Here is a 24595-nt window from a genome sequence, read left to right as displayed (position 1 = left end):
GCGTGCGCGGGGAGCGGGGCCGGAGCCGCAGTACCTGCGCCAGCAGCGGGCGCCCGGCACCGGAGGCCGCGACGGGGCTGCGCGCGAGGTCCGCGGCGGGCGGCGCCATCCGCGGTGCCTGCGCCGCGCTCCGGTCGTGACCGTGTCGGCCGCCGGTGACGAACTCCCCTCGCGTTCCGTCGCCTTGCCGCACAGGGCCGCCCGCGCGCTCCCCGTCCGGTGGGGCATGGGGCAGGAGCCCCGGGTGGCCGGGCGCGGGGCCGGGTGTCCGACGCGTCTGGTAACACTGAGGCTGTGAGCAGCGAGGACGACCGGCAGGTGTCCCCGGCGGCGGAGCCGCACGGGGGAGAGCAGCTCGCGCTCATCCGGGAGACGGTGCGCAAGGCCAAGGAGCCCCGCGCCAAGCCGCGCACCTGGCGGGGCGCGGCGCTGGCCGAAGGGCTGCCGGTGGCGCGCGTGCTGGTCGACAAGGGCCTGCTCCACCTGGACCAGTACTTCGACTACGCGGTCCCGGCGGCCATGGACGCCGAGGCGAGGCCAGGCGTGCGCGTCCGCGTGCGGTTCGGCGGCCGGGTGGGCAAGGGCGGCCGGCGCGAGGGCGGCGAACTGCACGACGGCTTCATCGTCGACCGGCTGACCGAGAGCGACTACCGGGGCCCGCTGGCCCCGCTCGCCCAGGTCCTGTCGCCCGAGGAGGTGCTGACCCCCGGGCTGCTCAGGCTGTGCCGGGCCGTCGCCGACCGCTACGCGGGCGCCCTCGCCGACATCGTGCAGCTCGCGGTGCCCCCGCGCCGGGCCAAGGCCGAGGCCGAGCCGGTACGCGATCCGCTGCCGGCGCCCCGCCCGCCGGAGCCGGGGCCGTGGCGGCGCTATCCGACGGGGCCCGCCTTCCTGCAGGCGCTGGCCCGCGGGGACACCCCGCGGGCGGTGTGGACGGCGCTGCCCGGGCCGCACTGGCCCGAGGAGATCGCCCGTGCCATGGCGGCGGCGCTGGCCTCGGGGCGCGGAGCGCTGGCCGTCGTGCCGGACGGCCGCGCCGCCGCCCGCGTCGACGAGGCGCTGACCGCGATCGTCGGCGAGGGCCGCCATGTGCTGCTGACCGCCGACGCCGGGCCGGAGGAGCGGTACCGCCGCTGGCTCGCCGTGAGCCGGGGCAGCGTACGCGCCGTCGTGGGCACCAGGGCCGCGATGTTCGCGCCGGTGGCGGACCTGGGGCTCGCCGTGCTCTGGGACGACGGCGACTCCAGCCACGCCGAGCAGCACGCACCGCAGCCGCACGCCCGGGACGTCCTGCTGCTGCGGGCCGCCGAGGAGCGGGCGGGCTTCCTGCTCGGCGGTCTCACCTGCACCGTGGAGGGCGCCCAGCTGGTCGACACCCAGTGGGCGCTGCCGCTGACCGCGCCGCGCGAGCGGGTACGGGCCGCCGCACCCATGGTCCGTACGATCGGCGAGGGCGACGAGGCGCGGGACGCCGCCGCGCGGGCCGCACGGCTGCCGTCGGTGGCCTGGCAGGTGACCCGGGACGCGCTGCAGCAGGGCCCGGTGCTGGTGCAGGTGCCCCGGCGCGGCTACGTCCCGAGGCTGGCCTGCGAGCGCTGCCGAGAGCCCGCCCGGTGCGCCCACTGCGCGGGGCCGCTGCAGCTCGGCGACGGCGAGAGCGCGCCGCACTGCGGCTGGTGCGGGCGCCCCGAGGCGGGCTGGCACTGCAAGGAGTGCGGCGGTTTCCGGCTGCGCGCCCAGGTGGTCGGCGCCCGGCGCACCGCCGACGAACTCGGCAGGGCCTTCCCCAAGGTGCCGGTGCGGACCTCAGGGCGGGACGGCGTGCTGGCGTCCGTGCCGGGCACGCCCGCGCTGGTGATCTCGACCCCGGGCGCGGAACCGGTCGCCGAGGGCGGTTACGCGGCGGCGCTGCTGCTGGACGGCTGGGCCCTGCTCAACCGTCCGGACCTGCGGGCGGGGGAGGAGACCCTGCGCCGCTGGGCCGCGGCGGCGGCGCTGGTGCGCCCGGCCGGCGAGGGCGGCATGGTCGTCGTCCTCGCGGAGCCCACGCTGCGGCCGGTGCAGGCCCTCGTCCGCTGGGACCCGGTCGGCCACGCCGTGCGCGAGCTGGCCGAACGCGCGGAGCTGGGCTTCCCCCCGGTCTCCCGGATGGCCGCGGTCAGCGGCCGCCCCGCCGCCGTCGCCGATCTTCTGGCCACGGTGCGGCTGCCCGAGGGCACCGATGTCCTCGGCCCGGTGCCGCTGCCCATCACCGACCCCGCGCGGCCCCGCCGTTCCGGGGACACCCCGCCGGGCGAGCGCTGGGAGCGTGTGCTGCTGCGTGTGCCGCCGGGTAACGGCGCGGCCCTGGCGACCGCCCTGAAAGCCGCGCAGACGGCCCGCATCGCCCGCAAGGAGCCCGACCCGGTCCGGGTCCGCATCGACCCGCCCGACATCGGCTAGGAGCGGCCGGGCGCGGTCTCGGCCGACGAGGCGGACTGACGAAGCGTTGGGGAAAGCATGTGACGCCCCGGCCTAGGGTTTCCGGTATGACCAGCACACTGCGACTCGAGAAGATCACCCCGGACAACGTCGACGCCGCGATCGCCCTGAAGATCCGCCCCGACCAGGAGCATCTCGTGGCCCCGGTCGTGAAGTCCCTCGCGGAGGCCTACGCGTACGGGGACACGGCATGGCCCCGGCTGATCGTCGACGGTGACCGGACCGTCGGATTCCTCATGGCCTTCTTCGACATCGACTGCGCGGGCGACGGAAGCGGCGTCGACCTGCGTTCCGGCCTGTGGCGCCTCGCCATCGCCGCGGGCGAGCAGGGCCGCGGCTACGGAAGGTACGCCGTCGAGTCCGTCGTGGAGGAGGTCCGCCGCCGGGGAGGCACCCGGGTCACGACCACCTGGCATCCCGGCGCCGACGGCCCGGAAGGCTTCTACCTGGGGCTGGGTTTCCGGCCGACGGGGGAGTCCAGCGGCGGCCAGACCGTGGGGGAGCTGGAGCTCGGTCCGGCACTGCCGCCCGCGGCGCACCGGCGGCCCTGACCGCGGTGCGTCCGTGCCCGTACGCGCCCGCCCCGGCGGCCGTCCTGTCGGCGTGGCGGGCGGCGGGGCGGGCGTGCCCGGGGAACCGCCGGATCAGCCCGTGCGCGGAGAGGGGACCGCACCGGGGACGGCCTCGTCGCGGGTGGCGGGGGCGGAGTGCGCGGGCATGGTGCGGGCCGCGGGCACCGAGGGCACCACTGCCGGCGCCGGAGGCTCGCCGTGCACCTCCGTCACGGCCGCTCCGGCCGGCACCGAGCGCCGGTTGCCGTACCGCCGGTGGACGGCCTGCTTGGTGACGCCCAGGGCGGAGCCGACGGCGTCCCAGCTGAAGCCCAGCGAGCGGTCGAACTCCACGGCCGCCGTCACCAGGGTCTCGACGCTGTCCCGCAGCTCCTGGGCGAGCCGGACGGTGGGGGCGGGGGCGCGGCCGTAGACCACGAATCCCGCGGACGGCCCGCCGCGGCGGGGACGGTAGACATTGCCCAGCTGCGTGGTGAGGGTGCGCAGCGCGTCGACCTGTCGGCGGACCCGCTCGATGTCCCGCACCAGCAGGTGAAGGCTCGCCCTGGCCTGGGCGTCATGAGTTGCGTGTTCGGGCATCAACTGGCCTCTCGAACCGGCTCTTGTGGGTCAAACTCCATTGACCAACGCGCCAGACTCCCGTGGAGTCACGCCCAAGGGGCGCATCGCACCCTCCAGGGGGCGTGCACAGAGGTGCGCGCCCCTACCCCGGCGGCCCCTAGACTGGTGCGGTTGCCCTGTCACCGTCCGACCACGGAGCCACCGCGTGTCCATCCAGCCGATCCGCCTCTTCGGCGACCCCGTGCTGCGCATGAAGGCGCAGCCCGTGACCGTCTTCGACAAAGAGTTGCGCACCCTGGTCAAAGACCTCGAGGAGACCATGAAGGACGCCCCGGGCGCAGGCCTGGCGGCTCCTCAGATCGGCGTCTCACTGCGGGTGTTCACCTACCACGTCGACGGTGAGCTGGGCCATCTGATCAACCCGGACCTCAGCCTGAGCGACGAGGAGCAGGACGGCCCCGAGGGCTGCCTGTCCCTGCCGGGGCTGCGCTTCGACACCAAGCGCGCCCACGGTGTCGTCGCCAGGGGCTTCACCATGCACGGTGACCCGGTGACCGTCGAGGGCACCCGGCTGCTCGCCCGCTGCATCCAGCACGAGACCGACCACCTCGACGGCATCATCTTCATCGACCGCCTCGACCGCGAGCAGCGCAAGGCCGCGATGAAGGCGATACGCGACGCCGAGTGGGCCGGTCAGCCCGCGCCCCAGGTCCGCGTCTCCCCGCACAGCACATTCGGCCGCGCGCTGTAGGGCCGCGCACCGCAGAAAGGCATCCCGCACGCATGAGGCTCGTCTTCGCCGGCACCCCCGAGGTCGCCGTTCCCGCCCTCGACGCCCTGCTCGCCTCCGGGCGGCACGAGGTCGTCGCAGTGGTCACCCGGCCGGACGCCACGGCGGGGCGCGGCCGCAAGCTCGTCGCCAGCCCGGTGGCCCAGCGCGCGGAGGAGGCCGGCATCGAGGTGCTCAAGCCCGCCAGGCCCCGCGACGCGGACTTCCTGGCCCGGCTGCGAGAGATCGGCCCCGACTGCTGCCCGGTCGTCGCCTACGGTGCGCTGCTGCCGCGCGTCGCCCTCGACGTGCCCGCCCGCGGCTGGGTCAACCTGCACTTCTCCCTGCTGCCCGCCTGGCGCGGCGCCGCCCCCGTGCAGCACGCCGTCATGGCGGGCGACGAGGTCACCGGGGCCGCGACCTTCCTCATCGAGGAGGGCCTGGACTCCGGACCGGTGTACGGCGTCGTCACCGAGGACGTCCGCCCCCGCGACACCAGCGGCGACCTGCTGACCCGGCTCTCGCACAGCGGTGCGAAGCTGCTGGCCGCCACCATGGACGGCATCGAGGACGGAGCGCTGGTCGCCCGCCCGCAGCCCGCCGAGGGCGTCAGCCTGGCCCCCAAGATCACCGTCGACGACGCCCGCGTCGACTGGAACGCCCCCGCCCTGCGGGTGGACCGGGTGATCCGCGGCTGCACACCGGCTCCCGGCGCCTGGACGCTGTTCGGCGGTGAACGCCTCAAGGTCGGCCCCGTCACCCTGCTGCCCGAGCGCACCGACCTGGCGCCCGGAGAGCTGGAGGTCACCAAGCGCGCCGTGTACGCGGGCACGGGAAGCCACGCCGTGGAGCTCGGCGAGGTGCGCCCGCAGGGCAAGAAGCCGATGCCCGCCGCCGACTGGGCGCGCGGCGTCCGCGTCCCCTCCGGGGAGCGGCTCGGCGCCTGACCGCGCCCCCCACGTACGCTCGAAGCGGGCCGCACCGCGTCCCGCCGTACCACCGAGACTCCCGGAGCACCTTCCACGTGAGCGAACCGTCACGCCGCCGACCGCGTCCCTCCGCCCGTCAGGGCCGCAGCCAGGGAGGGCCCCCGCAGGGCGGCCGGCCCTACCGCAAGCCCCAGCGCGACCCCGTGCGCGTCCTGGCGTTCGAGGCCCTGCGGGCGGTCGACGAGCGCGACGCGTACGCCAACCTCGTCCTGCCGGCGCTGCTGCGCGAGGCCGAGGCCGAGGCGGCGCGCAAGGGCCGGGAGTTCGACCGGCGCGACGCCGCGCTCGCCACCGAGCTGGTGTACGGCACCCTGCGCCGCCGGGGCACGTACGACGCGGTGATCGCGGCCTGCGTCGACCGGCCCCTGCGCGAGGTCGACCCTCCGGTGCTGGACGTGCTGTCGCTCGGCACGCACCAGCTGCTGGGCACCCGCATTCCCTCGCACGCGGCCGTCTCCGCCACCGTCGAGCTCGCCCGCGTGGTCCTCGGCGACGGGCGGGCGAAGTTCGTCAACGCGGTGCTGCGCCGGATCGCCGCCCGGGACCTGGACGCATGGCTGGACGAGGTGGCACCGCCCTACGACGAGGATGCCGAGGACCACCTCGCCGTCGTCCACTCGCACCCGCGCTGGATCGTCTCGGCCCTGTGGGACGCCCTCGGCGGGGGCCGCGCGGGCATGGAGGAACTGCTCGCGGCCGACAACGAGCGCCCCGAGGTCACCCTCGTCGCGCGCCCCGGCCGCGCGACCACGCAGGAACTCGCCGACGCCCTTCCCGCGGACACCACCCTTCCCGGCCGCTGGTCCCCCTGGGCGGTCCGGCTCGCCGAGGGCGGTGACCCCGCCGCGATCGAGGCGGTGCGCGAGGGCCGCGCCGGTGTCCAGGACGAGGGCAGCCAGCTCGTCGCCGCCGCCCTGGCAGCGGCCCCGCTCGGCGACGGCCCCGACCGGCTCTGGCTGGACGGCTGTGCGGGCCCCGGCGGCAAGGCGGCCCTGCTCGCCGCGCTCGCCGCGGAGCGCGGGGCGGCCCTGGTCGCCTCCGAGAAGCAGCCGCACCGGGCCCGGCTCGTCGCCCGCGCCCTGGCGGGCAACCCCGGCCCGTACGGGGTGATCGTCGCCGACGGCACCCGCCCCGCCTGGCGTCCCGGCGCCTTCGACCGCGTCCTGGTCGACGTGCCCTGCACGGGCCTCGGCGCCCTGCGCCGCCGTCCCGAGGCGCGCTGGCGGCGACGGGCCGAGGACGTCCCGGGCTTCGCGCCCCTGCAGCGCGGCCTGCTGGAGTCCGCCCTGAGCGCGGTGCGCGTGGGCGGGGTCGTCGGCTACGCGACCTGCTCCCCGCACCCGGCCGAGACCCGCGCCGTCGTGGAGGACGTCCTGGGCCGCCCGGGCGCCGTCCCCGCCGAATGGGTCGACGCCCGCCCGCTCATGCCCGGGGTCCCCGACCTCGGCGACGGCCCGGACGTCCAGCTCTGGCCCCACCTGCACGGCACCGACGCGATGTACCTCGCCCTGCTGCGCCGCACCGGGGAGTGAGCGCGCACGGGTGCGGTCCGGACGTCCGGACCGCACCCGCGCGGCGGCGGCTCAGCGGCTCAGCAGTAGAGGTTGGCGCCGGGGCTGACCCCGAGGATCGCCGTGAACTGCTGGTACTTGGTCACCCGGCTCTGCACCTGCGCCGGGTTGCGGCCGTCGCATTCCAGGGAGCCGTTGATGGAGCGGATGGTCTGGCCGAAGCCGGCCTGGTTCACCATGGCGTTGTGCGGGGTCATGCTTCCGGGGCCGCTCTGGGTGTTCCAGTACCAAAGACCCGTGCGCCAGGCCACGGCCGCGTCCTGCTCCACGCGCCAGGGGTTGCCCAGCAGGTCGATGCCGAGGGCGTCGCCGGCGGCCTTGTAGTTGAAGTTCCAGCTGAGCTGGATCGGTCCGCGGCCGTAGTAGGCGGCCTGGCCGGCCGGGCAGCCGTAGGGCTGGCCCCAGTCGCAGTAGTGCGGGTAGTTGGCGGTGTTCTGCTCGACCACGTACACCAGCCCGCCCGTCTCGTGGCTGACGTTGGCGAGGAAGGCGGCGGCCTCCTGCTTCTTGACCGTGTCGCCACCGGAGTTGGCGAAGCCCGGGTAGGAGCTCAGCGCCGCGACCAGGCCGCTGTAGGTGTAGAAGCCGTTGCGGCCCGGGAACATCTGGTTGAACTGGGACTCGCTGACGACGAATCCGGACGGGTTCGTGCCGCCGCCACCGCCGCTCGCGGGGGCGTTCCACTTCTGGTTCGCCCCGCCCGTGCAGGTCCAGATCTGCAGCCGGGTGGCGTTGGCGGAGCTGTTGTCCCGGACGTCCAGGCACTTGTCGGCGGCGGGGTTGACGATGTCGCGCGCCGCGGTGACGACCCACTGCTGGTTGGCGCTGCCGGAGCAGTCCCACAGCTGTACCGCGGCCCCGTCGGCGGTGCTGCGGTCGACGACGTCGAGGCACTTGCCGAGGGCGCGCAGTGTGCCGTCGCCGGGGTTGGACCAGCGCTGGGCGCCGGTCCCGTTGCAGTCGTAGAGCTGTACGGCGGTGCCGTTGGCGTTGTTCGCCCCGGCGACGTCGACGCACTTGCCCGCCAGGCCGCTGATCTGGCCGTCCGCCGCGCGGGCGGTCGGCGTCGCGACGAACAGGGTGGCCAGGAGCGCCGCGAGGACGGCGAACACCGCGGACGGGCCGAGGACGGTACGTCCTGTGGGAAGCCGTCCGGCGAGGGACGTGGACATGGGGGAGTCGCTCCTTACCCGGCCCGGGGCCGTGGTCGTGGGGGAGGGAGCTTCGCGGGGGTGCTCCGCACGGCAGGCGCGGGTGGTTCCGTGGAGGTCGCGCGCGGGCGCGGCGCGTGTGCGTCGTGTCCAGGGCGGCGTGAACTTCCCTGGTGCACCGTCCCGTTGAGCCCAGCTAGGTCTAGACCATGCCAGGGTGACGGGGGCACGTCAATACTGGAAGGAGTGGTGGGACCCGGCTCGCCCGGCCCCGTGGCGCACCCCTGTCCCGCGCCCGCCGTCCGCAGCGGCGAGAATCGTCCTGGAACGGCAGGCCCGGAACCGCCGGTCCGGCAGGTCGCGCACCGCGCGGCGGCCGGCGGTGAGGGCCGGACAGGAAGGAACGACCGCGATGCCCGCGGAGAGCAACTGGGGCGGCAATGTCGCCTTCACCGCACGAAGGCTCCACCACCCCGAGTCCGTCGCCGAGCTGCAGGAGATCGTGGCCCGGGCGCCAAGGGTGCGCGCCCTCGGGACCCGGCACTCCTTCAGCACCGTCGCCGACACCGACGGCGAGCACGTCTCGACCTCCCGGCTGCCCGCCGTGATCGAGGTGGACCGCGCCGAGCGCACCGCCACGGTCGGTTCGGGGCTGCGCTTCGGCGAGATCGTCCACGCGATCGACGAGGCGGGCCTGGCGCTGCACAACCTCGGCTCGCTGCCGCACATCTCCGTGGCCGGGGCGTGCGCCACCGGCACCCACGGCTCCGGCACCGGACGGCGCAGCCTTGCCGGCGCGGTCAGCGCGCTGACCATGGTCACCGCCGACGGCGCGATCGCCGAGGTCCGGCGGGGCGAGGCCGACTTCGACGGCTCGGTCGTCGCCCTGGGCGCGCTGGGCGTCGTGACCCGGCTGACCCTCGACCTCGTCCCGGCCTTCGCCGTGCGCCAGACCGTCTACGAGGACATGCCGCGGGAGGAGTTCCGGGAGAACTTCGACGCGGTGATGTCCGCCGGGTACAGCGTCTCGGGCTTCACCCGCTGGCGGGACCGCGCCCTCGACCAGGTCTGGCTCAAGGAGCGGGTGGAGGCCGACGGGGCGGAGCCCGCACCGCCGACGTGGTTCGGTGCCACCGCGGCCGACGGGCCGCGGCACCCCATCCCGGGCATGCCCGGTACGCACTGCACGCCGCAGCAGGGACTCGTCGGCCCGTGGTACGCGCGGCTGCCGCACTTCCGCCTGGAGTTCACCCCGAGCAGCGGCGAGGAGATCCAGTCGGAGTTCTTCGTGGACCGGCGCGACGCCGTGGCGGCGTTCGACGCCCTGTGGCAGGTGCGGGAGCGGTTCTCGGCCGAGGTGCTCATCGGCGAGATCCGCACCGTGGCGGCCGACCCCCTGTGGCTCAGCCCGGCATACGAACGGGACAGCGTCGCCTTCCACTTCACGTGGGCCCCGGACGCCGAGGCGGTGGCGCGGGCGGTCCGGGTCGTGGAGGAGGCGCTGCGCCCCTTCTCCGCCCGTCCGCACTGGGGCAAGCTCTTCACCACCCCCTCCCCCGGCGCGCTGCGCGAGCTCTACCCGCGCTACGACGACTTCCGGACGCTCGCCGCCCGGCTCGACCCGTCCGGGGTCTTCCGGAACACCTTCATGCGTGAGCACTTCCCGGACTGACCCGGCGCGCGCGCCCGGCGCGCCCCGGCGCCACCGATGTGCCGCCCGCCGGGGCCGGTCATAGACTGACCGCGGTCGAAATGTCCCGTACGAGGGAGTTGGGCATCATGTCCAAGCGAGGCAACAAGCGGCGCGCCCGGAAGAAGAAGGGCGCCAACCACGGCAAGCGTCCCAACGCGTGACACGCGCCGTCGGTGACCGCCCGCGCCAGGCGCGGGCGGTCACCGCTGTCCGGGGCTCGTGTATTGCGCGTCCGTGAGCTTGTGGGCCGGCGGCGCGACCGCGACCAGCAGGACAAGCCAGAGCGCGATAACGATCCATCCCGCGCCCGGCCGCAGACCAGGACCGCCCAGCGACGTGGAGCCTCCACACCCGCCGTCTCCGCCTCGTCCAAGGCGTCCCCCGAGGAGTGCTCTCCGATCCGCACGGCATCCCACGCCCGCAAGGGCCGTGCGGAGAGGTTTTCCACAGCCGGACGCCCGGGTGCGCGGGGAGGGGGCGGGCACCGCCATACTGGACACATGGCCGTGCAGATCAACCCCAGTATCCTCTCCGCCGACTTCGCGCGCCTCGCCGACGAGGCGCGGGCCGTGGAGGGCGCGGACTGGCTCCACGTCGACGTGATGGACAATCACTTCGTCCCCAACCTGACGCTCGGTGTGCCGGTCGTGGAGTCCCTCCACAAGGCGACCGAGACCCCGCTCGACTGCCATCTGATGATCGCCGAACCGGACCGCTGGGCCCCGGCGTACGTCGAGGCGGGCGCGGGCTCCGTCACCTTCCACGTGGAGGCGGCCGCCGCACCCGTGCGGCTGGCCCGGGAGATCCGCGCCAAGGGCGCGCGGGCCTCGATGGCGCTCAGGCCGGCCACGCCCGTCGAGCCCTACGAGGACCTGCTCCCCGAGCTCGACATGCTGCTGATCATGACCGTGGAGCCGGGCTTCGGCGGTCAGGCGTTCCTCGACATCATGCTGCCCAAGATCCGCCGGGCCCGGAAGCTGATCGACAAGCACGGTCTGGATCTGTGGCTGCAGGTCGACGGGGGAGTCTCGGCCTCCACCATCGAGCGCTGCGCCGAGGCCGGGGCGGACGTCTTCGTGGCCGGCTCCGCCGTCTACGGAGCCGAGGACCCGGCCGAGGCGGTACGGCGTCTGCGCAAGCAGGCGGCGGCGGCCTGCGCGCACTGACCACTCCGTGGGCACCGTGCCCCGGTACCCCGGAGTACGTGCGAGGATGAGCGCGGAGCCGATCAGATGCGCAACTGGGGAGAGAACGTGACCACAGGCCGCACAGGGGTGCGCATGGGCCCCGGCGAGATGGTCCAGGCGGCGGCGATGGCACGCCGCTTCTACTTGGAGGGAAAGTCCAAGATCCAGATCGCCGAGGAGTTCGGCGTGAGCCGCTTCAAGGTGGCGCGGGTCCTGGAGACCGCCCTCGAACGTGACCTCGTGCGCATCGAGATCAGGGTCCCGGCGGAACTCGACGCCGAACGCTCCGACGCCCTTCGGGCCCGCTACGGGCTGCGGCACGCCGTCGTCGTCGAGTCGCCCGCCGACGAGACCGACGGCCCCGACCCGGAGAACCTGGGCGCGGTCGCCGCCCAGCTGCTCGGCGAACTGGTCAGCGAGGGCGACGTGCTCGGCCTCGCCTGGGGGCGCTCCATCATCACCATGGCCAACGCCCTGGACCGGCTGCCGCCGTGCACGGTCGTCCAGCTCACCGGCGTGTACGACGCCGGCACCGCCGACCGCGGCTCGGTCGAGGCGGTCCGCACCGCCGCGGCCGTCTCCGGTGGCGAGGCCCACCCCATGTACGCCCCCATGGTGCTGCCCGACCCGGCGACCGCGGCGGCGCTGCGTGCCCAGAGCGGTATCGCGGCGGCCATGAGCTACTTCGACAAGGTCACCGTGGCCGTGGTGTCGATCGGCTCCTGGGCGGCCGGCATCTCCACCGTCCACGACGCCCTGACCGAGGCCGAGCGCGAGCACTACGCCTCCCTCGGCGTCGCCGCGGAGATGTCCTCGCACCTCTTCGACGCCGAGGGCCTGCTGGTCGGCCGCGACCTGGGCGAACGCTGCATCACCATCGAGGCGGACCGGCTGCGCCGCATCCCCGAGGTGCTCGCCATCGCCGGCGGCCTGCGCAAGGCCGCCGCGGTCGACGCCGTGCTGCGGTCCGGTCTGGTGACCAGCATCGTGACGGACACCGCCGCCGCCGACTACCTGCTCGACTCCACCGCGCCCATGCCGCGCCCCGCCCTCGACCGCGCCGACCCCGAGGTGCTGCGCCGGGCCTAGGCTCCGGCCGCGCAACGCTTCGCCCTCCGCTCGCGTGCCCTGCGAAGCGGGGGGCGCGGGGTGTGGCAGCATCGCCGCATGCCGACCGGCCCCGTCCGCCGTGCCACCGCGATCGCCGTCGCCCTGCTGGGCTGCCTCGCGCTGCTGCTCACCGGCTGCTCCCGGCCCGCCGCCGAACCCGTGGCGGCGGTGCCCACGGTGTCCGCCGCGAGCCTTCCTCCCGAGGCCCGCGAGACACTCCGGCTGATCGACGCCGGGGGGCCCTTCCCGTACGCGAAGGACGGCACCGTCTTCCACAACTTCGAGGGCATCCTGCCGAAACGCCCGAGCGACTACTACCGCGAGTACACCGTGCCGACCCCGGGGGCACCGGACCGCGGCGCCCGGCGCATCGTCACCGGCGCCGGCGGGGAGGCCTACTACACCGACGACCACTACAAGACCTTCAGGGCGGTCCGCAGATGACGGCAACGACGGTGCTGGACCTGCAGGGGGTCACCACCAAGAGCGCGTTCATGGAGCGCTGCGCCGAGCAGCTGCGGCTGCCCGGCTGGTTCGGCCGCAACTGGGACGCCCTCTACGACTGCCTCACCGACCTGCCCGACCCCGAGCGGGGCGGACTGCGCCTGGTCGTCCGCGGCTGGCGCGACTTCGCGGCGGCCGAACCGGGGGAGTGGCGGACCGCGCGCCGGGTGCTCGCGGAGGCGGAGGCCTTCCACGACCCCGCCGTGCTCCCCCTGCGGGTCGTCCTGGAGGAACCTACGAACGACCCTTCGTGATCACCGGAGTTTTCTCCGTGTTCAATGCGGCTCCGCTCGTGCAAAAATGAAGTACGTGCGTTTCCTCAATGATGCAAAGCCTCCGTACGACCTGACGTACGACGACGTGTTCATGGTCCCCAGCCGCTCGGCGGTGGGATCCCGCCAGGCGGTCGACCTCTCCGCCCCCGACGGCACCGGCACCACCATCCCCCTCGTGGTGTCCAACATGACGGCCATCGCCGGACGCCGTATGGCCGAGACCGTCGCCCGGCGCGGAGGTCTCGTGGTCATCCCGCAGGACATCCCGATCGAGGTGGTCACCGAGGTGATCACCTGGGTGAAGCAGCGGCACCACGTGCTCGACACCCCGATCGTGCTCGGCCCCCACGCCACCGTCGCCGACGCGCTGGCGCTGCTCCCCAAGCGCGCGCACGGCGCCGCCGTCGTGGTCGAGGACGGCCGTCCGGTCGGCATCGTCACCGAGCACGACCTCACCGGCGTGGACCGCTTCACCCAGGTCTCCGTGGTGATGTCCAAGGACCTCGTCCTGCTGCCCGCGGACATCGACCCGCGCGAGGCCTTCAACCGCCTGGAGGACGCCAACCGCAAGCTGGCCCCCGCTGTGGACGCCGACGGCAGGCTGGCCGGCATCCTCACGCGCAAGGCGGCGCTGCGCGCCACCCTGTACACCCCGGCCACCGACGCCGGGGGAAGGCTGCGCATCGCCGCGGCCGTGGGCATCAACGGCGACGTCGCTGGCAAGGCCAAGCAGCTGCTCGACGCCGGTGTGGACACCCTCGTCGTCGACACCGCCCACGGCCACCAGGAGAGCATGATCCAGGCCGTGAGGGCCGTCCGCGCGCTGGACCCGCAGGTGCCGGTCGTGGCCGGCAACGTCGTCTCCGCCGAGGGCGTCCGCGACCTGATCGAGGCCGGCGCCGACATCGTCAAGGTCGGCGTGGGCCCGGGCGCGATGTGCACCACCCGCATGATGACCGGCGTGGGCCGCCCCCAGTTCTCCGCCGTCATGGAGTGCGCCGCCGAGGCCGCCCGGCACGGCAAGCACGTCTGGGCCGACGGTGGCGTCCGGCACCCTCGCGACGTCGCCATGGCGCTCGCCGCCGGTGCGTCCAACGTCATGATCGGCTCCTGGTTCGCGGGCACCTACGAGTCGCCCGGAGACCTGCAGCAGACCGCCGACGGCCGGCCGTACAAGGAGAGCTTCGGCATGGCCTCCGCCCGCGCCGTGGCCAATCGCACCAGCGAGGAGTCCGCCTACGACCGCGCCCGCAAGGGGCTGTTCGAGGAGGGCATCTCCACCTCGCGGATGTTCCTCGACCCGGCCCGCCCGGGTGTCGAGGACCTGATCGACTCGATCATCGCGGGCGTCCGCAGCTCCTGCACCTACGCCGGTGCCGCCAACCTCTCCGAGTTCGCCGACAAGGCCGTCGTCGGCATCCAGAGCGCGGCCGGCTACGCCGAGGGCAAGCCGCTGCACGCCAGCTGGCAGTAGCCGCCACCTCCGGCGGGCGCCCCGTTCACACAGGCGGACGGGGCGCCCGCGCGGCCAGGGCGAAGCCGGTGCCCCGCTGCGACGCGATCACCCCGGAGCGCTGCGCCGGGCGGAGGGCGATCGGCCTCGTAGGCTGGTGCGCGAACGGCAAGCGCCGTTTCCGGCTCGCCCGCGAAGAGAAGTGACCCACCCCCAGTGCGACTGAACGAACTCGACGAACGCATCGTCCACGCCCTCGCCGAGGACGCCCGCCGCTCCTTCGCCGACATCGGCGGCCTCGTCGGGCTCTCCGCCCCGGCCGTCAAACGCCGGGTCGACCGGCTGCGGGCGGAGGGCGCCATCACCGGCTTCACCGTCCGCGTCGAGCCCTCCGCGCTGGGCTGGGAGACCGAGGCGTTCGTCGAGCTCTACTGCCGGCACAACACCTCGCCCGAGGACATCCGGCGCGGCCTGTCGCGCTACCCGGAGGTCGCGTCCGCCTCGACCGTCACCGGCGAGGCGGACGCCGTCGTCCAGATCTACGCCGCCGACGTGCGCCACTTCGAGCGCGTCCTGGAGCGGATCGCCGGAGAGCCCTTCGTCGAGCGCACCAAGTCCGTCCTGGTCCTGTCGCCGCTGCTGCGGCGCTACTCGGGAGCGCCCGACCGGCCGGAGGGGTGACCGAGGCCGTCCGACGGCCCCCGCGCAACGAATCGCCGCCGCCGGGCCCCGGCGCGCAACGAATCGGCGGTCGGTACGCAACGGACGCGTCTTGTCGCCGCGAGGCCCGGAATCGTACCGTCGAGGCAGACCCGGAACACGCTTCCCACCAGGCGAAAGAGGCTCCATGGCGCCGCTGCGCACCGCGCTGTACCAAGGCCCGAGCGGCGTCCCCTCCTCCGTCGACGACAGCCTGGCCGCGCTGGACGCCGCCGCGCGCCGGGCCTCCGCCGCGGGAGCGCGGCTGCTCGTGACGTCCGAGATGTACCTGACCGGCTACGCCCTCGGTGACGCGGTCCCGGACCTCGCCGAGGCGGCCGACGGGCCCGCCGCCGCCCGGGTCGCCCGCATCGCCGCCGAGCACGGCCTCGGCATCGTCTACGGCTACCCCGAGCGCGACGGCTGCGGCGTGTTCAACTCCGCCCAGCTGATCGGCCCGGACGGCGAGCGCCTCGCCAACTACCGCAAGACCCACCTCTTCGGCGACTTCGAGCGCACCTGGTTCACCCCCGGCGACGACGCCGTCGTCCAGGCCGAACTCGACGGCGTCCGGATCGGCCTCCTCATCTGCTACGACGTCGAGTTCCCGGAGACCGTGCGGGCCCACGCCCTCGCCGGCACCCAGCTGCTCGCCGTTCCCACCGCGCTCATGCGGCCGTACGAGTTCGTCCCGCGGACGCTCGTACCGGCCCGCGCGTACGAGAGCCAGCTGCACCTCGCCTACGCCAACCGCTGCGGGGCCGAGGGCGACTTCGACTTCGCGGGGCAGAGCTGCCTCGCCGGACCCGACGGCGCCGTGCGCGCCCGGGCCGGAGCCACCGAGGAGCTGGTCGTCGCCGACGCCGACCCGGAGCTTCTGCGCGCGGTCCGCGAGGAGACCCCCTACCTCGAGGACCGACGCCCCGAGCTGTACCGCTCGCTGGGCTGAGCCCGCCCCCACGCCACCGCCCGCTTCACCGCTTCACAGCCAGGAGAACCACGCCATGACGTCCACGGTGCCCACCGCGGTCCACGACGAGCAGCACCCCGAGGTGCGGTCGGCGCCGCCGATCACCATGTTCGGCCCGGACTTCCCGTTCGCGTACGACGACTTCCTGGCGAGCCCCGCGGGCCTCGGCTCCATACCGGCGACCGAGCACGGCGCCGAGGTCGCGGTCATCGGCGGCGGCCTGTCCGGCATCGTCGCCGCGTACGAGCTGATGAAGATGGGCCTGAAGCCCGTCGTCTACGAGGCCGACCGGATCGGCGGCCGGCTGCGTACCGTCGGCTTCGAGGGCTGCGACGAGAACCTGACCGCCGAGATGGGCGCGATGCGCTTCCCGCCGTCCTCCACCGCACTGCAGCACTACATCGACCTGGCGGGCCTGGAGACCAGGCCCTTCCCCAACCCGCTCGCCCCCGAGACCCCGTCGACCGTCGTCGACCTCAAGGGCGAGTCCCACTACGCGCGGACCATCGACGACCTGCCCCAGGTCTACCGCGACGTCGCGCACGCCTGGAACTCCTGTCTGGAGGAGGGCGCGGACTTCTCCGAGATGAACCGGGCCATGCGCGAGCGCGACGTCCCGCGCATCCGCGAGATCTGGTCGAAGCTCGTCGAGAAGCTCGACAACCAGACCTTCTACGGCTTCCTCTGCGACTCCGAGGCGTTCAGGTCCTTCCGGCACCGCGAGATCTTCGGCCAGGTGGGCTTCGGCACCGGCGGCTGGGACACCGACTTCCCCAACTCCATCCTGGAGATCCTGCGCGTCGTCTACACCGAGGCCGACGACCACCACCGCGGCATCGTCGGCGGCAGCCAGCAACTGCCGCTGAGGCTGTGGGAGCGCGAGCCGGGCAAGATCGTCCACTGGCCGCACGGCACCTCGCTGAGGTCCCTGCACGACGGCGACCCCCGCCCGGCCGTGACCCGGCTGCACCGCACCGCGGGCAACCGGATCACCGTCACCGACGCCGCCGGCGACATCCGCACCTACCGCGCCGCGATCTTCACCGCGCAGAGCTGGATGCTGCTCAGCAAGATCGACTGCGACGACTCGCTCTTCCCGATCGACCACTGGACGGCGATCGAGCGCACCCACTACATGGAGTCCAGCAAGCTCTTCGTCCCGGTCGACCGGCCGTTCTGGCTGGACAAGGACGAGGAGACGGGCCGTGACGTGATGAGCATGACGCTCACCGACCGCATGACCCGCGGCACCTACCTGCTGGACAACGGGCCCGACGAGCCGGCCGTGATCTGCCTGTCGTACACGTGGTGCGACGACAGCCTCAAGTGGCTGCCGCTGAGCGCCGCCGAGCGTATGGAGGTCATGCTCAAGTCGCTCGGCGAGATCTACCCGAAGGTCGACATCCGGCGGCACATCATCGGCAACCCGGTGACGGTGTCCTGGGAGAACGAGCCCTACTTCATGGGCGCCTTCAAGGCGAACCTGCCCGGCCACTACCGCTACCAGCGGCGCCTGTTCACCCACTTCATGCAGGACACCCTGCCCGAGGACAAGCGCGGCATCTACCTGGCCGGCGACGACATCTCCTGGACGGCGGGCTGGGCCGAGGGCGCCGTCCAGACCGCGCTCAACGCCGTGTGGGGCGTCATGCACCAGTTCGGCGGAACCACGGACCCGACCAACCCGGGCCCGGGCGACCGCTACGACGAGATCGCTCCGGTCATGCTCGACGAGGACTGACGCGCCGGACCTCAGCGGCCCAGCGGGGTCAGCAGGAAGCGCCCGACCAGCCCGACGCCCGCGTCGAGCTTCTCGGCGAACTCCTCGTACACCTCAGGCAGTCCGCGCAGGGACCACAGCACGCGGGACGCGGCCCACGCCGCGTCCCGTGCGCGTTCCAGGCTCCAGGAACCGGCGAGATGCGTCAGCGGATCGGCGAGGTCCAGCAGGTCGGGGCCGGGCATCAGCTCCTCCCTGACGTGTTCCTCCACCGACGTCAGCAGCTCCCCCACACGGTCGAAGTCCCGCTCCAGGGAAGGTGGTTCGCACCCCAGCGCCGCGCAGGTGTCCACCACCGCGAGCGCCAGGTCGTGACCCACGTGCGCGTTGATCCCGGCCAGCGCGAACTGCACGGGGCGGATGCCGCGATGGCCGCGCAACTGCAGCAGCGGCCGCCAGCAGGATGGGACGGTACGGCGGTCGGCCGCCGCGTCGACCGCCCGCAGGTAACGGGCGGCGAAGCGGGCGGCCAGCACCGCGGCGGCGGCGGGATCACCGAAGCCGCCCGCCGCCAGGCGGCCGTCCAGCTCCTCCGTCACGGACAGGTAGACGCGGTTGAACACCGCCACCCCGTCCCGCGGCGGGAGCGTCGTCCCGAGCGCGCGCATGCGCGCCACCACCTGGCCCACCCCCACCGGGGCCGGCCGCCGTGCCGTCGTCATGCGCACAGCGTCCCAGCAGGCCGGGCGGGGTGCGCGGCACGGCGGCCGTGCCGTCCCCGGATCGGGTGAGTCGGAGCGCGCCCGCGTCGCGGGCCGTCCACACCGACGGATACTGCGGGCGGAACCCCAGCTCACCCCGTCCCACGGATCGGCCACGACGCGCTCCGCCATTCCGCCGGGGACCGCGGCCCCGTTCAGCCGGTGCGGCTCCACCGCCGACACCGGGGCGTCGTCGGCGATGGTGCAGACCCGGCCCCCCCCCCGCGACGCCCGGTGCCCGCAGCGGCCGCAGCAGGCCCCGGGCCACCCCCAGCAGGGCGTCCAGGGTCGCCCCGGACTGCTTCACCCCCACTGGCCGTCGGTCAGGATCCCGCGGTGCGGGGTCCCCCTGATCCGTACCGATTCCGACCGCGGCACCCACGAGATCGTCGCCTGACTCGCCCCGCCGGGACGGTGGATGTCGTACTCGGTCGGCATGACCGTCGCCGACCACCATCCACCAGGCGGCTCTCAAGGCGCCCCCTCGGCCCGGACACCGGCCGTCGAACCGGGCGACGGGGTCGACGAGGTGCTGGTGACGCACGAGCACCCCGACCACCTCGACATCGCCAAGCTCGTGGCGGCGAGTCAGCGCAACTCCGCATTCCGGGTGTACCTGCCGCCGGCAGCGATCGAGTCGGTCCCCGAGCTGGGCGGCACGGCGGTCGCCGTCGAAGCGGGGCAGCGGTTCACGGCGGCCGGGTTCGCCGTCGACGTCGTGGGCGGGGCACACGCCGAGATCTACGACGGCCTGCCCGGCTGCGCCAACGTCGGGTTCGTCGTCGACGGCACGGTCTACCACCGGGGCGACTCGCTGTTCGTCCCGCCGTCGCCGGTGGAGACGCTGTTCGTGCCGGCTGCCGCACCCTGGCTCAAGCTCTCCGAGGCGCTGGACTTCGTGCGGGCGGTGCCGCCCGAAGCGCGCGTTCCCGATCCACGACGCCGCGCTCAACGAGATCGGCCAGGAGTACTTCGACGGCTGGTTGGACCTCAAGGGCGGCACCGAGTACGCGCGCATCCCGGTCGGGGAGTCCGTGGCAATCCGCTGAGCGGATTCCATATGCCTGATGGCGCGGACCAAGCGGCCTTGGCCGTGAGCTACGTATCGGGCACGGCGTCGAAGCGGCCCGCCACCGTTGGAGGGCTCTTCAGCCGGACCGCCCCGCCATGCGCATGAATACGCGGTACGGAATCCCCACCCCGCAGCCTCCGCTCCGGCCCACCCGCGAAACCGGGCGCACCCACACGAACCGTCCCCGGGGCACCGGTCGGGCGGGGAGATACCCCAACCACAACGGACCCTCACACCAACAGGCGGCCTCACCGAAATCGCTACGGCGTCCACTCGTCGCGGGTCAGGGCGTACTCGACCTCCCCGTGCTCCGCCCCCGGCAACGCCTCGTCCCACTCCTCGTGGAAGACCCGGACGAACGACAGCCCCGCCTTCTCCATCACCCGCCGCGACCGGGTGTTGACGAACATCGTCTCCGCGTACACGCGCCGCGCGCCCAGGTCGGTGAAGGCCTTGCGGACCAGGGCGCGAGAGCCCTCCGTGGCGTAGCCGCGGCCCCAAGCGGCGCGCCGCAGGCGGTACCCGAGTTCGAGGTCGTCGGCGGGGCCGCCGGCACGGGGGGTGAGGGCGAACCAGCCGACGAAGTGCCCGGTGGAGCGTTCCTCCGCGGCCCAGACCTGGGAGCGCGCGAAGCGCGGCAGCACCTCGTGCCGGATGACGTCCGAGGGCGTGGGGCGGCCGTTGCCGAGGTAGCGCATGACCTCGGGGTCGCTGTCGAGCGCGACGAGCAGCTCGGCGTCCGCGTCCGTGTCGGTGAAGTGCCGCAGCCGCAGCCGCCCGGTCTCCAGGAAGATCCGCAAGTCCATGGGCGGCACGCTAGGCCTGCGTGGTCGTCGCCGCCACGGGTTCGGGGCCGTGCTCCACGGAGACCGTGCCCGCGCTGCGGAGCACGCCCGCGCCCACGGCGAGCCCCGCGGCCAGCACGGTGACGAGGCCGAAGGAGATCTGCAGGGAGCTGGCCTGCGCTATGGAGCCGATGGCGGCGGGTGCCACCAGCCCGGAGGTGTAGGTGACCGTGGCGACGCCCGCGATGGCCTGGCTCGGGTTGGGCCCGCTGCGCCCGGCCGCCGCGAAGCACAGCGGGACGACGACGGCGATGCCCACGCCGATGAGGGCGAAGCCCGCGATGGCGGTGGTCTGGTTGGCCGCCGTGGCGACGAGGACGCCGCCCACCGTGGCGAGCAGGCCGCCGGCGCGTACGGTGCGGACGGGGCCGAAGCGGCGGACGACGATGTCGCCGACGAGGCGGGACACGGCCATGGTGCAGGCGAAGGCGGTGTAGGAGGCCGCGGCGACCCCGGGGGAGGCGCCGGCGACGTCGCGGAGGTAGACCGCGCTCCAGTCCATGGAGGCACCCTCGGCGAAGACGGCGCAGAAGCCGATGGCGCCGATGACCAGAGCGGCGCGCGGCGGCAGGGCGAAGCGCGCCGGGGCCTCCTCGGACGCGGAGGGCCGCAGGTCGAGCACACCGCCGCAGGCCACCAGTCCCAGCACGACGAGCAGCACGGCACCGGTGGTGAGGTGGATGCGCGCGTCGAGTTCGGCATGGGCCGCGAGCACGCCGAAGAGGGAGCCGAGCAGCGTGCCGGCGCTCCACATGCCGTGCAGCCCGGACATGATCGACCGGCCGAGGCGTTCCTCCACCTCGACGCCCTGGGCGTTCATGACGACGTCGGCCATGCCGGCCGAGGCCCCGAAGACGAACATCGCCCCGCACAGCCAGCCCAGCCCGGGTGCGAGGGCGGGCAGCGCGAGCGAGGCGCACCACAGGCCCAGCAGGAGGCGCAACGCGTTGCGCATGCCCATCCGGTGGGCGATGCGGGCGGCGAGTGGCATGGCGACGGAGGCGCCGAGGGCCGCGAAGACCAGGGCGAAACCGAGCTGTCCGGCGCTCAGCCCGGCGTGCTCCTGGATCCAGGGCACCCGGGTGGCGAAGCTGCCGGTCACCGCGCCGTGCACGGCGAACACGGCGGCGACGGCGAGATGGGCGCGCCGCGGTCGTGGCTCGGTCTTCCCCGTCGGGGTCGTCGGCATCGTCGGCATGTTCCCTCCCAGTCTGGTCCCGCCCCGGCTCTGGGCATAAATTATCAGGCAGGCTTCCTGAAAGATAGACTGCCCCCGGCCAACGGGCCACGGCCGGTACCGCCCGCCCTCGCTCCCGTGCGGCGGCTTCTGGAAGGATCCGTCCATGACCGCCATCAGCTCCCATGCCGGGCGCACCGCGTCACCCCGTACGGCCCGGGCGATCAACGACCGGCTGGCACTGGAACTGCTGCAGCGCGAGGGACCGTTGACGGCGGCCCAGCTCAAGTCCCTCACGGGGCTGTCCCGTCCGAGCGTCGCCGACCTCGTCGAGCGGCTGCAGGAGTCCGGCCTGATCGCGGTCGTGGGCGAGACGGGAGCCGACCGGCGCGGCCCCAACGCGCGGGTGTACGGGATCGTCGCCGACCGGGCGCACCTGGCCGCCTTCGACGTCCGCACCCACAGTGTGGCCATCGAGGTGGCCGACCTGCTCGGGAACGCCGTCGGCAGCGCCGTCCTGCCGGTCGACCCGTTCGGCGATCCTCAGCGTACGGTGCGGCGCTCGGTGGCCCTGCTGGAGCGGACGGCACGCACCGCGGGCGCCGGCGCGCTGCACACGATCGCGGTGGGCGCGCCCGGCCTGGTCGACCCGGCCACCGGCGAACTGCGGGCCACGGGGCAGCTCCCGGCCTGGCACTCGGCGCTGGTCGCCGAGTTGCGCAGACGGCTCTCCCTGCCGGTGCTGCTGGAGAACGAGGTCAACCTCGCGGCCGTCGCCGAGCGCCGGCTGGGTTCGGTGCGCGACCGCGAGGACTTCGTCCTGCTGTGGCTGGGCCACGGGGTGGGCGCCGCGGTGGTGCTGGGCGGGGTCCTGCGGCGGGGGGCCTCGGGCGGCACGGGGGAGATCGGCTTCCTGCCCGTGCCGGGGACCTTCCAACTGCCGAAGGCGAGCGGGTGCGAGGGCGGTTTCCACTCGCTGGCGGGCAGCGCGGCGGTGTGCGCGCTGGCGCGCTCGCACGGGATGCCGGTGTCCGGCGAGGACGACGCCGCGGCGGCGGAGGGGGTGGTGACCGCCGCCAGGGCGGGCGGCAAGCAGGGTGAACTCTTCCTCGACGCGCTGGCGGACCGGGTGGTGATCGGAGTCGCGGCCGTCACCGCCGTGCTCGACCCCGGCTGCGTGGTGCTGGGCGGCGAGGTGGGCCGGGCGGGCGGCACGGAGCTGGCGGCGAGGGTCGGGGAACGGCTCGGGCGGATGTCCCCGCTGCCGACCGAGGTGCGGGCGGGAACCGTCGCGGGCAGCGCGGTGCTGCGCGGCGCGGTGCTCCTGGCGATGGACGCCGCGCAGGACGCACTGTTCACCCCCGAGGTGTGACCCGCGGCGCGCGCGGGCAACCGCCCTTACGCCGCCGGACGTTCGAGGGCGCCGACACGCGCTCCGGGCCACCCGGGTGACGCCGCGTCGCGCACGGAGTCCGCGAAGGCGTCAACGGCGGCCGGTGCGGGCGGTGTTGGCCGCAATCTAGTGCGACATGCCGGGGGATCCACAGGGGCTGACCGATCCCGTGTGAGGCAATCCACACCAATCCCTTGCGCCCGCAAGGAACCTTCATGGCAGACTGGTGGAGCAGTACCAGTGACGTTCAGCGCACTCCGGGGTCGGTGAAAATCCGAACCGGCGGTTACAGTCCGCGACCCGTCCGCATCCAGCGGCCGGTTGACCAGGTGAAATTCCTGGACCGACGGTTAAAGTCCGGATGGGAGGCAGTGCGCGGCGGACGGGCATCGGTACACCGCCGTCGGCGGCAGCGCGGGTGCGTGTCCCCCGGAAACGGGTGACGCGGACGGGCGCGGCCCCGCACCGGCCGTGGTGGTCCCGAGGCTCACGTCCGCTCTGTGTTCCGCACAGCCCCGGAGTCCGTGCCCGATGAGGCAGGAGGACCCGGTGGCAACACCCGGTGAAGCCGACGCGATGCGCCGGGCCATTGAGCTCGCCGCCCGCGGCATGGGCTCCACGAGCCCCAACCCCGTCGTGGGCGCCGTGATCCTCGACGCACACGGCGAGATCGCCGGCGAGGGCTGGCATCAGCAGGCCGGCGGCCCCCACGCGGAGGTCCACGCCCTGCGCGCGGCCGGCGACGCGGCCCGCGGCGGCACCGCCGTCGTCACTCTCGAACCCTGCAACCACACCGGTCGCACCGGCCCCTGCGCCCAGGCCCTCATCGCGGCCGGCGTCTCCCGCGTCGTCTACGCCGTCGCGGACCCCACCCCCGCGGCGACCGGAGGCGGCGCCACGCTGGCGGCCGCGGGGATCGACGTGGAGAGCGGTCTGCTGGAGGCCGAGGCCGCCCGCGGCAACGAGGTCTGGCTCACCGCCTCCCGCGAGCAGCGGCCCTTCGTGGTGTGGAAGTACGCGAGCACCCTCGACGGCCGCATCGCCGCCGCCGACGGCACCAGCCGCTGGATCAGCTCCGCCGCGTCCCGGGCCGACGTGCACCGGCTGCGCGCCGAGTCCGACGCCGTCGTCGTCGGTTCCGGCACCCTGCGCGCCGACGACCCCCATCTCGCCGTGCGGGGCGTGGCGGGCACCTTCACGCAGCCCCTGCGGGTGGTCGTCGACACCAACGCCAAGATCACCCCCGGCGCCCGGGTGCTGGACGGCACCGCCCCGACCCTGGTCGCCGTCGCCGAGGACACCGACACCGCGCACCTGCCGGGCGTGGACGTGGCCCGCCTGCCCCGCACCGGCAGCGGTGTCGCGGTCCCCGGGCTGCTCGCCGAGCTGTACGGCCGCGGCGTCCGCTCCGTGCTGCTGGAGGGCGGCCCGACCCTGGCCGGCGCCTTCGTCGCCGCGGGGGCCGTCGACAAGGTCGTCGGCTACCTCGCACCTGCCCTCCTGGGGGCCGGGCCCGCGGCCCTGGGGGACGCGGGAATCACCACCGTCGGGCACGCGTTGCGGCTCGACGTCGCCGAGATCGAACGCATCGGCCCCGACCTGCGTATTACTGCCTACCCGAGCCGCACTGAGGAGAACTGAC

Annotated in this window: 23 protein-coding genes and 1 riboswitch; of the genes, 18 read left to right on the top strand and 5 right to left on the bottom strand. The window is 74.2% G+C overall.

What is annotated here, in order from left to right; genetic code table 11:
* Positions 1-294: 294 nt before the first annotated feature.
* Complete coding sequence (locus B085_RS0139765; RefSeq protein WP_018564171.1) at positions 295-2442, top strand: primosomal protein N'; 2148 nt, start codon at positions 295-297, stop codon at positions 2440-2442.
* Between the two features lie 86 nt (positions 2443-2528).
* On the top strand, positions 2529-3032 hold the full coding sequence (locus tag B085_RS0139760; RefSeq protein WP_018564170.1) for a GNAT family N-acetyltransferase: 504 nt from the start codon (positions 2529-2531) through the stop codon (positions 3030-3032).
* Positions 3033-3125: 93 nt separating this feature from the next.
* On the opposite strand, the gene B085_RS0139755 is transcribed toward B085_RS0139760, so the two are convergent.
* The gene (locus tag B085_RS0139755) at positions 3126-3632 is read right to left on the bottom strand and encodes a hypothetical protein (RefSeq protein WP_026251921.1); all 507 of its coding nucleotides are present in this window, start codon (positions 3630-3632) and stop codon (positions 3126-3128) included.
* A 187-nt stretch (positions 3633-3819) separates the two neighbouring features.
* Here B085_RS0139755 and def point away from each other — a divergent pair, with 187 nt between their 5' ends.
* From def to B085_RS0139740, 3 genes are all read left to right on the top strand, one after another.
* A complete protein-coding gene (def, locus tag B085_RS0139750; RefSeq protein WP_018564168.1) occupies positions 3820-4365 on the top strand; it encodes a peptide deformylase in 546 nt (181 codons plus the stop codon).
* Positions 4366-4397: 32 nt separating this feature from the next.
* Entirely contained in the window at positions 4398-5330 is a 933-nt protein-coding gene (gene fmt, locus B085_RS0139745) for a methionyl-tRNA formyltransferase (RefSeq protein ID WP_018564167.1), read from the top strand.
* A gap of 77 nt (positions 5331-5407) precedes the next feature.
* Positions 5408-6904 (top strand): transcription antitermination factor NusB, encoded by a 1497-nt coding sequence (locus B085_RS0139740; protein WP_078620272.1) that lies wholly within the window; start codon positions 5408-5410, stop codon positions 6902-6904.
* A gap of 59 nt (positions 6905-6963) precedes the next feature.
* Here the strand turns inward: B085_RS0139740 and B085_RS0139735 are convergent, their stop codons facing one another.
* Positions 6964-8115: a chitinase gene (locus tag B085_RS0139735; RefSeq protein WP_078620271.1), complete on the bottom strand. Its 1152-nt coding sequence runs from the start codon at positions 8113-8115 to the stop codon at positions 6964-6966.
* Between the two features lie 391 nt (positions 8116-8506).
* Between B085_RS0139735 and B085_RS0139730 the strand changes: the two genes are divergently transcribed.
* From B085_RS0139730 to B085_RS0139685, 10 genes are all read left to right on the top strand, one after another.
* Positions 8507-9766: an FAD-binding protein gene (locus B085_RS0139730; RefSeq protein ID WP_018564165.1), complete on the top strand. Its 1260-nt coding sequence runs from the start codon at positions 8507-8509 to the stop codon at positions 9764-9766.
* 107 nt (positions 9767-9873) lie between these two features.
* Entirely contained in the window at positions 9874-9948 is a 75-nt protein-coding gene (locus tag B085_RS52075; protein ID WP_373297613.1) for a 50S ribosomal protein bL37, read from the top strand.
* A 339-nt stretch (positions 9949-10287) separates the two neighbouring features.
* A complete protein-coding gene (gene rpe / locus B085_RS0139720) occupies positions 10288-10953 on the top strand; it encodes a ribulose-phosphate 3-epimerase (protein ID WP_018564163.1) in 666 nt (221 codons plus the stop codon).
* Positions 10954-11019: 66 nt separating this feature from the next.
* Positions 11020-12063 carry a sugar-binding transcriptional regulator gene (locus B085_RS0139715; protein WP_037733358.1) on the top strand — a complete coding sequence of 348 codons (1044 nt, stop codon included), beginning with the start codon at positions 11020-11022 and terminating at the stop codon, positions 12061-12063.
* Between the two features lie 78 nt (positions 12064-12141).
* A complete protein-coding gene (locus B085_RS0139710; protein ID WP_018564161.1) occupies positions 12142-12528 on the top strand; it encodes a ribonuclease domain-containing protein in 387 nt (128 codons plus the stop codon).
* On the top strand, positions 12525-12842 hold the full coding sequence (locus tag B085_RS45255) for a barstar family protein (RefSeq protein ID WP_078620270.1): 318 nt from the start codon (positions 12525-12527) through the stop codon (positions 12840-12842). The genes B085_RS0139710 and B085_RS45255 overlap by 4 nt, the downstream gene beginning before the upstream one ends.
* 46 nt (positions 12843-12888) lie before the next feature.
* Positions 12889-14337, top strand: a complete 1449-nt coding sequence (locus B085_RS0139700; protein WP_018564159.1) for a GuaB1 family IMP dehydrogenase-related protein — start codon at positions 12889-12891, stop codon at positions 14335-14337.
* A 195-nt stretch (positions 14338-14532) separates the two neighbouring features.
* Positions 14533-14997 carry an Lrp/AsnC family transcriptional regulator gene (locus B085_RS0139695; protein WP_018564158.1) on the top strand — a complete coding sequence of 155 codons (465 nt, stop codon included), beginning with the start codon at positions 14533-14535 and terminating at the stop codon, positions 14995-14997.
* Positions 14998-15163: 166 nt separating this feature from the next.
* Positions 15164-15964, top strand: a complete 801-nt coding sequence (locus tag B085_RS0139690) for a carbon-nitrogen hydrolase family protein (RefSeq protein WP_018564157.1) — start codon at positions 15164-15166, stop codon at positions 15962-15964.
* A gap of 55 nt (positions 15965-16019) precedes the next feature.
* Positions 16020-17726: a flavin monoamine oxidase family protein gene (locus tag B085_RS0139685; protein WP_018564156.1), complete on the top strand. Its 1707-nt coding sequence runs from the start codon at positions 16020-16022 to the stop codon at positions 17724-17726.
* Between the two features lie 11 nt (positions 17727-17737).
* Here B085_RS0139685 and B085_RS0139680 read toward each other — a convergent pair whose 3' ends face one another.
* On the bottom strand, positions 17738-18427 hold the full coding sequence (locus tag B085_RS0139680) for a DUF5995 family protein (protein WP_037733356.1): 690 nt from the start codon (positions 18425-18427) through the stop codon (positions 17738-17740).
* Between the two features lie 475 nt (positions 18428-18902).
* Here B085_RS0139680 and B085_RS45250 point away from each other — a divergent pair, with 475 nt between their 5' ends.
* Positions 18903-19643 carry an MBL fold metallo-hydrolase gene (locus B085_RS45250; RefSeq protein ID WP_158689917.1) on the top strand — a complete coding sequence of 247 codons (741 nt, stop codon included), beginning with the start codon at positions 18903-18905 and terminating at the stop codon, positions 19641-19643.
* Between the two features lie 155 nt (positions 19644-19798).
* Here the strand turns inward: B085_RS45250 and B085_RS0139665 are convergent, their stop codons facing one another.
* Together B085_RS0139665 and B085_RS45245 are read right to left on the bottom strand one after the other, a co-directional pair.
* The gene (locus tag B085_RS0139665; RefSeq protein ID WP_018564153.1) at positions 19799-20344 is read right to left on the bottom strand and encodes a GNAT family N-acetyltransferase; all 546 of its coding nucleotides are present in this window, start codon (positions 20342-20344) and stop codon (positions 19799-19801) included.
* A gap of 10 nt (positions 20345-20354) precedes the next feature.
* On the bottom strand, positions 20355-21572 hold the full coding sequence (locus tag B085_RS45245; protein WP_018564152.1) for an MFS transporter: 1218 nt from the start codon (positions 21570-21572) through the stop codon (positions 20355-20357).
* 154 nt (positions 21573-21726) lie between these two features.
* Here B085_RS45245 and B085_RS0139655 point away from each other — a divergent pair, with 154 nt between their 5' ends.
* Positions 21727-22932, top strand: a complete 1206-nt coding sequence (locus B085_RS0139655; RefSeq protein ID WP_018564151.1) for an ROK family transcriptional regulator — start codon at positions 21727-21729, stop codon at positions 22930-22932.
* 269 nt (positions 22933-23201) lie between these two features.
* Positions 23202-23332: riboswitch (FMN riboswitch) on the top strand.
* Between the two features lie 170 nt (positions 23333-23502).
* A complete protein-coding gene (gene ribD, locus B085_RS0139650) occupies positions 23503-24594 on the top strand; it encodes a bifunctional diaminohydroxyphosphoribosylaminopyrimidine deaminase/5-amino-6-(5-phosphoribosylamino)uracil reductase RibD (RefSeq protein WP_026251915.1) in 1092 nt (363 codons plus the stop codon).
* Position 24595 lies beyond the last annotated feature (1 nt).

The organism is Streptomyces sp. BoleA5, from assembly GCF_000373665.1.
In the GTDB taxonomy this organism is placed as follows: Bacteria; Actinomycetota; Actinomycetes; order Streptomycetales; family Streptomycetaceae; genus Actinacidiphila.
The sequence above is the reverse complement of the archived record's forward strand: the minus strand, read 5'-3'. Positions and strand labels throughout refer to the sequence as shown.

Excerpts from the sequence above, each read along its gene's own strand:
- B085_RS0139760 (WP_018564170.1), top strand. The coding sequence starts at position 2,529 with ATGACCAGCACACTGCGACTCGAGAAGATCACCCCGGACAACGTCGAC.
- B085_RS0139755 (WP_026251921.1), bottom strand. The coding sequence starts at position 3,632 with ATGCCCGAACACGCAACTCATGACGCCCAGGCCAGGGCGAGCCTTCAC.
- fmt (WP_018564167.1), top strand. The coding sequence starts at position 4,398 with ATGAGGCTCGTCTTCGCCGGCACCCCCGAGGTCGCCGTTCCCGCCCTC.
- B085_RS0139735 (WP_078620271.1), bottom strand. The coding sequence starts at position 8,115 with ATGTCCACGTCCCTCGCCGGACGGCTTCCCACAGGACGTACCGTCCTC.
- B085_RS0139730 (WP_018564165.1), top strand. The coding sequence starts at position 8,507 with ATGCCCGCGGAGAGCAACTGGGGCGGCAATGTCGCCTTCACCGCACGA.
- rpe (WP_018564163.1), top strand. The coding sequence starts at position 10,288 with ATGGCCGTGCAGATCAACCCCAGTATCCTCTCCGCCGACTTCGCGCGC.
- B085_RS0139715 (WP_037733358.1), top strand. The coding sequence starts at position 11,020 with ATGCGCAACTGGGGAGAGAACGTGACCACAGGCCGCACAGGGGTGCGC.
- B085_RS0139710 (WP_018564161.1), top strand. The coding sequence starts at position 12,142 with ATGCCGACCGGCCCCGTCCGCCGTGCCACCGCGATCGCCGTCGCCCTG.
- B085_RS45255 (WP_078620270.1), top strand. The coding sequence starts at position 12,525 with ATGACGGCAACGACGGTGCTGGACCTGCAGGGGGTCACCACCAAGAGC.
- B085_RS0139700 (WP_018564159.1), top strand. The coding sequence starts at position 12,889 with ATGAAGTACGTGCGTTTCCTCAATGATGCAAAGCCTCCGTACGACCTG.
- B085_RS0139690 (WP_018564157.1), top strand. The coding sequence starts at position 15,164 with ATGGCGCCGCTGCGCACCGCGCTGTACCAAGGCCCGAGCGGCGTCCCC.
- B085_RS0139685 (WP_018564156.1), top strand. The coding sequence starts at position 16,020 with ATGACGTCCACGGTGCCCACCGCGGTCCACGACGAGCAGCACCCCGAG.
- B085_RS0139680 (WP_037733356.1), bottom strand. The coding sequence starts at position 18,427 with ATGACGACGGCACGGCGGCCGGCCCCGGTGGGGGTGGGCCAGGTGGTG.
- B085_RS45250 (WP_158689917.1), top strand. The coding sequence starts at position 18,903 with ATGACCGTCGCCGACCACCATCCACCAGGCGGCTCTCAAGGCGCCCCC.
- B085_RS0139665 (WP_018564153.1), bottom strand. The coding sequence starts at position 20,344 with ATGGACTTGCGGATCTTCCTGGAGACCGGGCGGCTGCGGCTGCGGCAC.
- B085_RS45245 (WP_018564152.1), bottom strand. The coding sequence starts at position 21,572 with ATGCCGACGACCCCGACGGGGAAGACCGAGCCACGACCGCGGCGCGCC.
- B085_RS0139655 (WP_018564151.1), top strand. The coding sequence starts at position 21,727 with ATGACCGCCATCAGCTCCCATGCCGGGCGCACCGCGTCACCCCGTACG.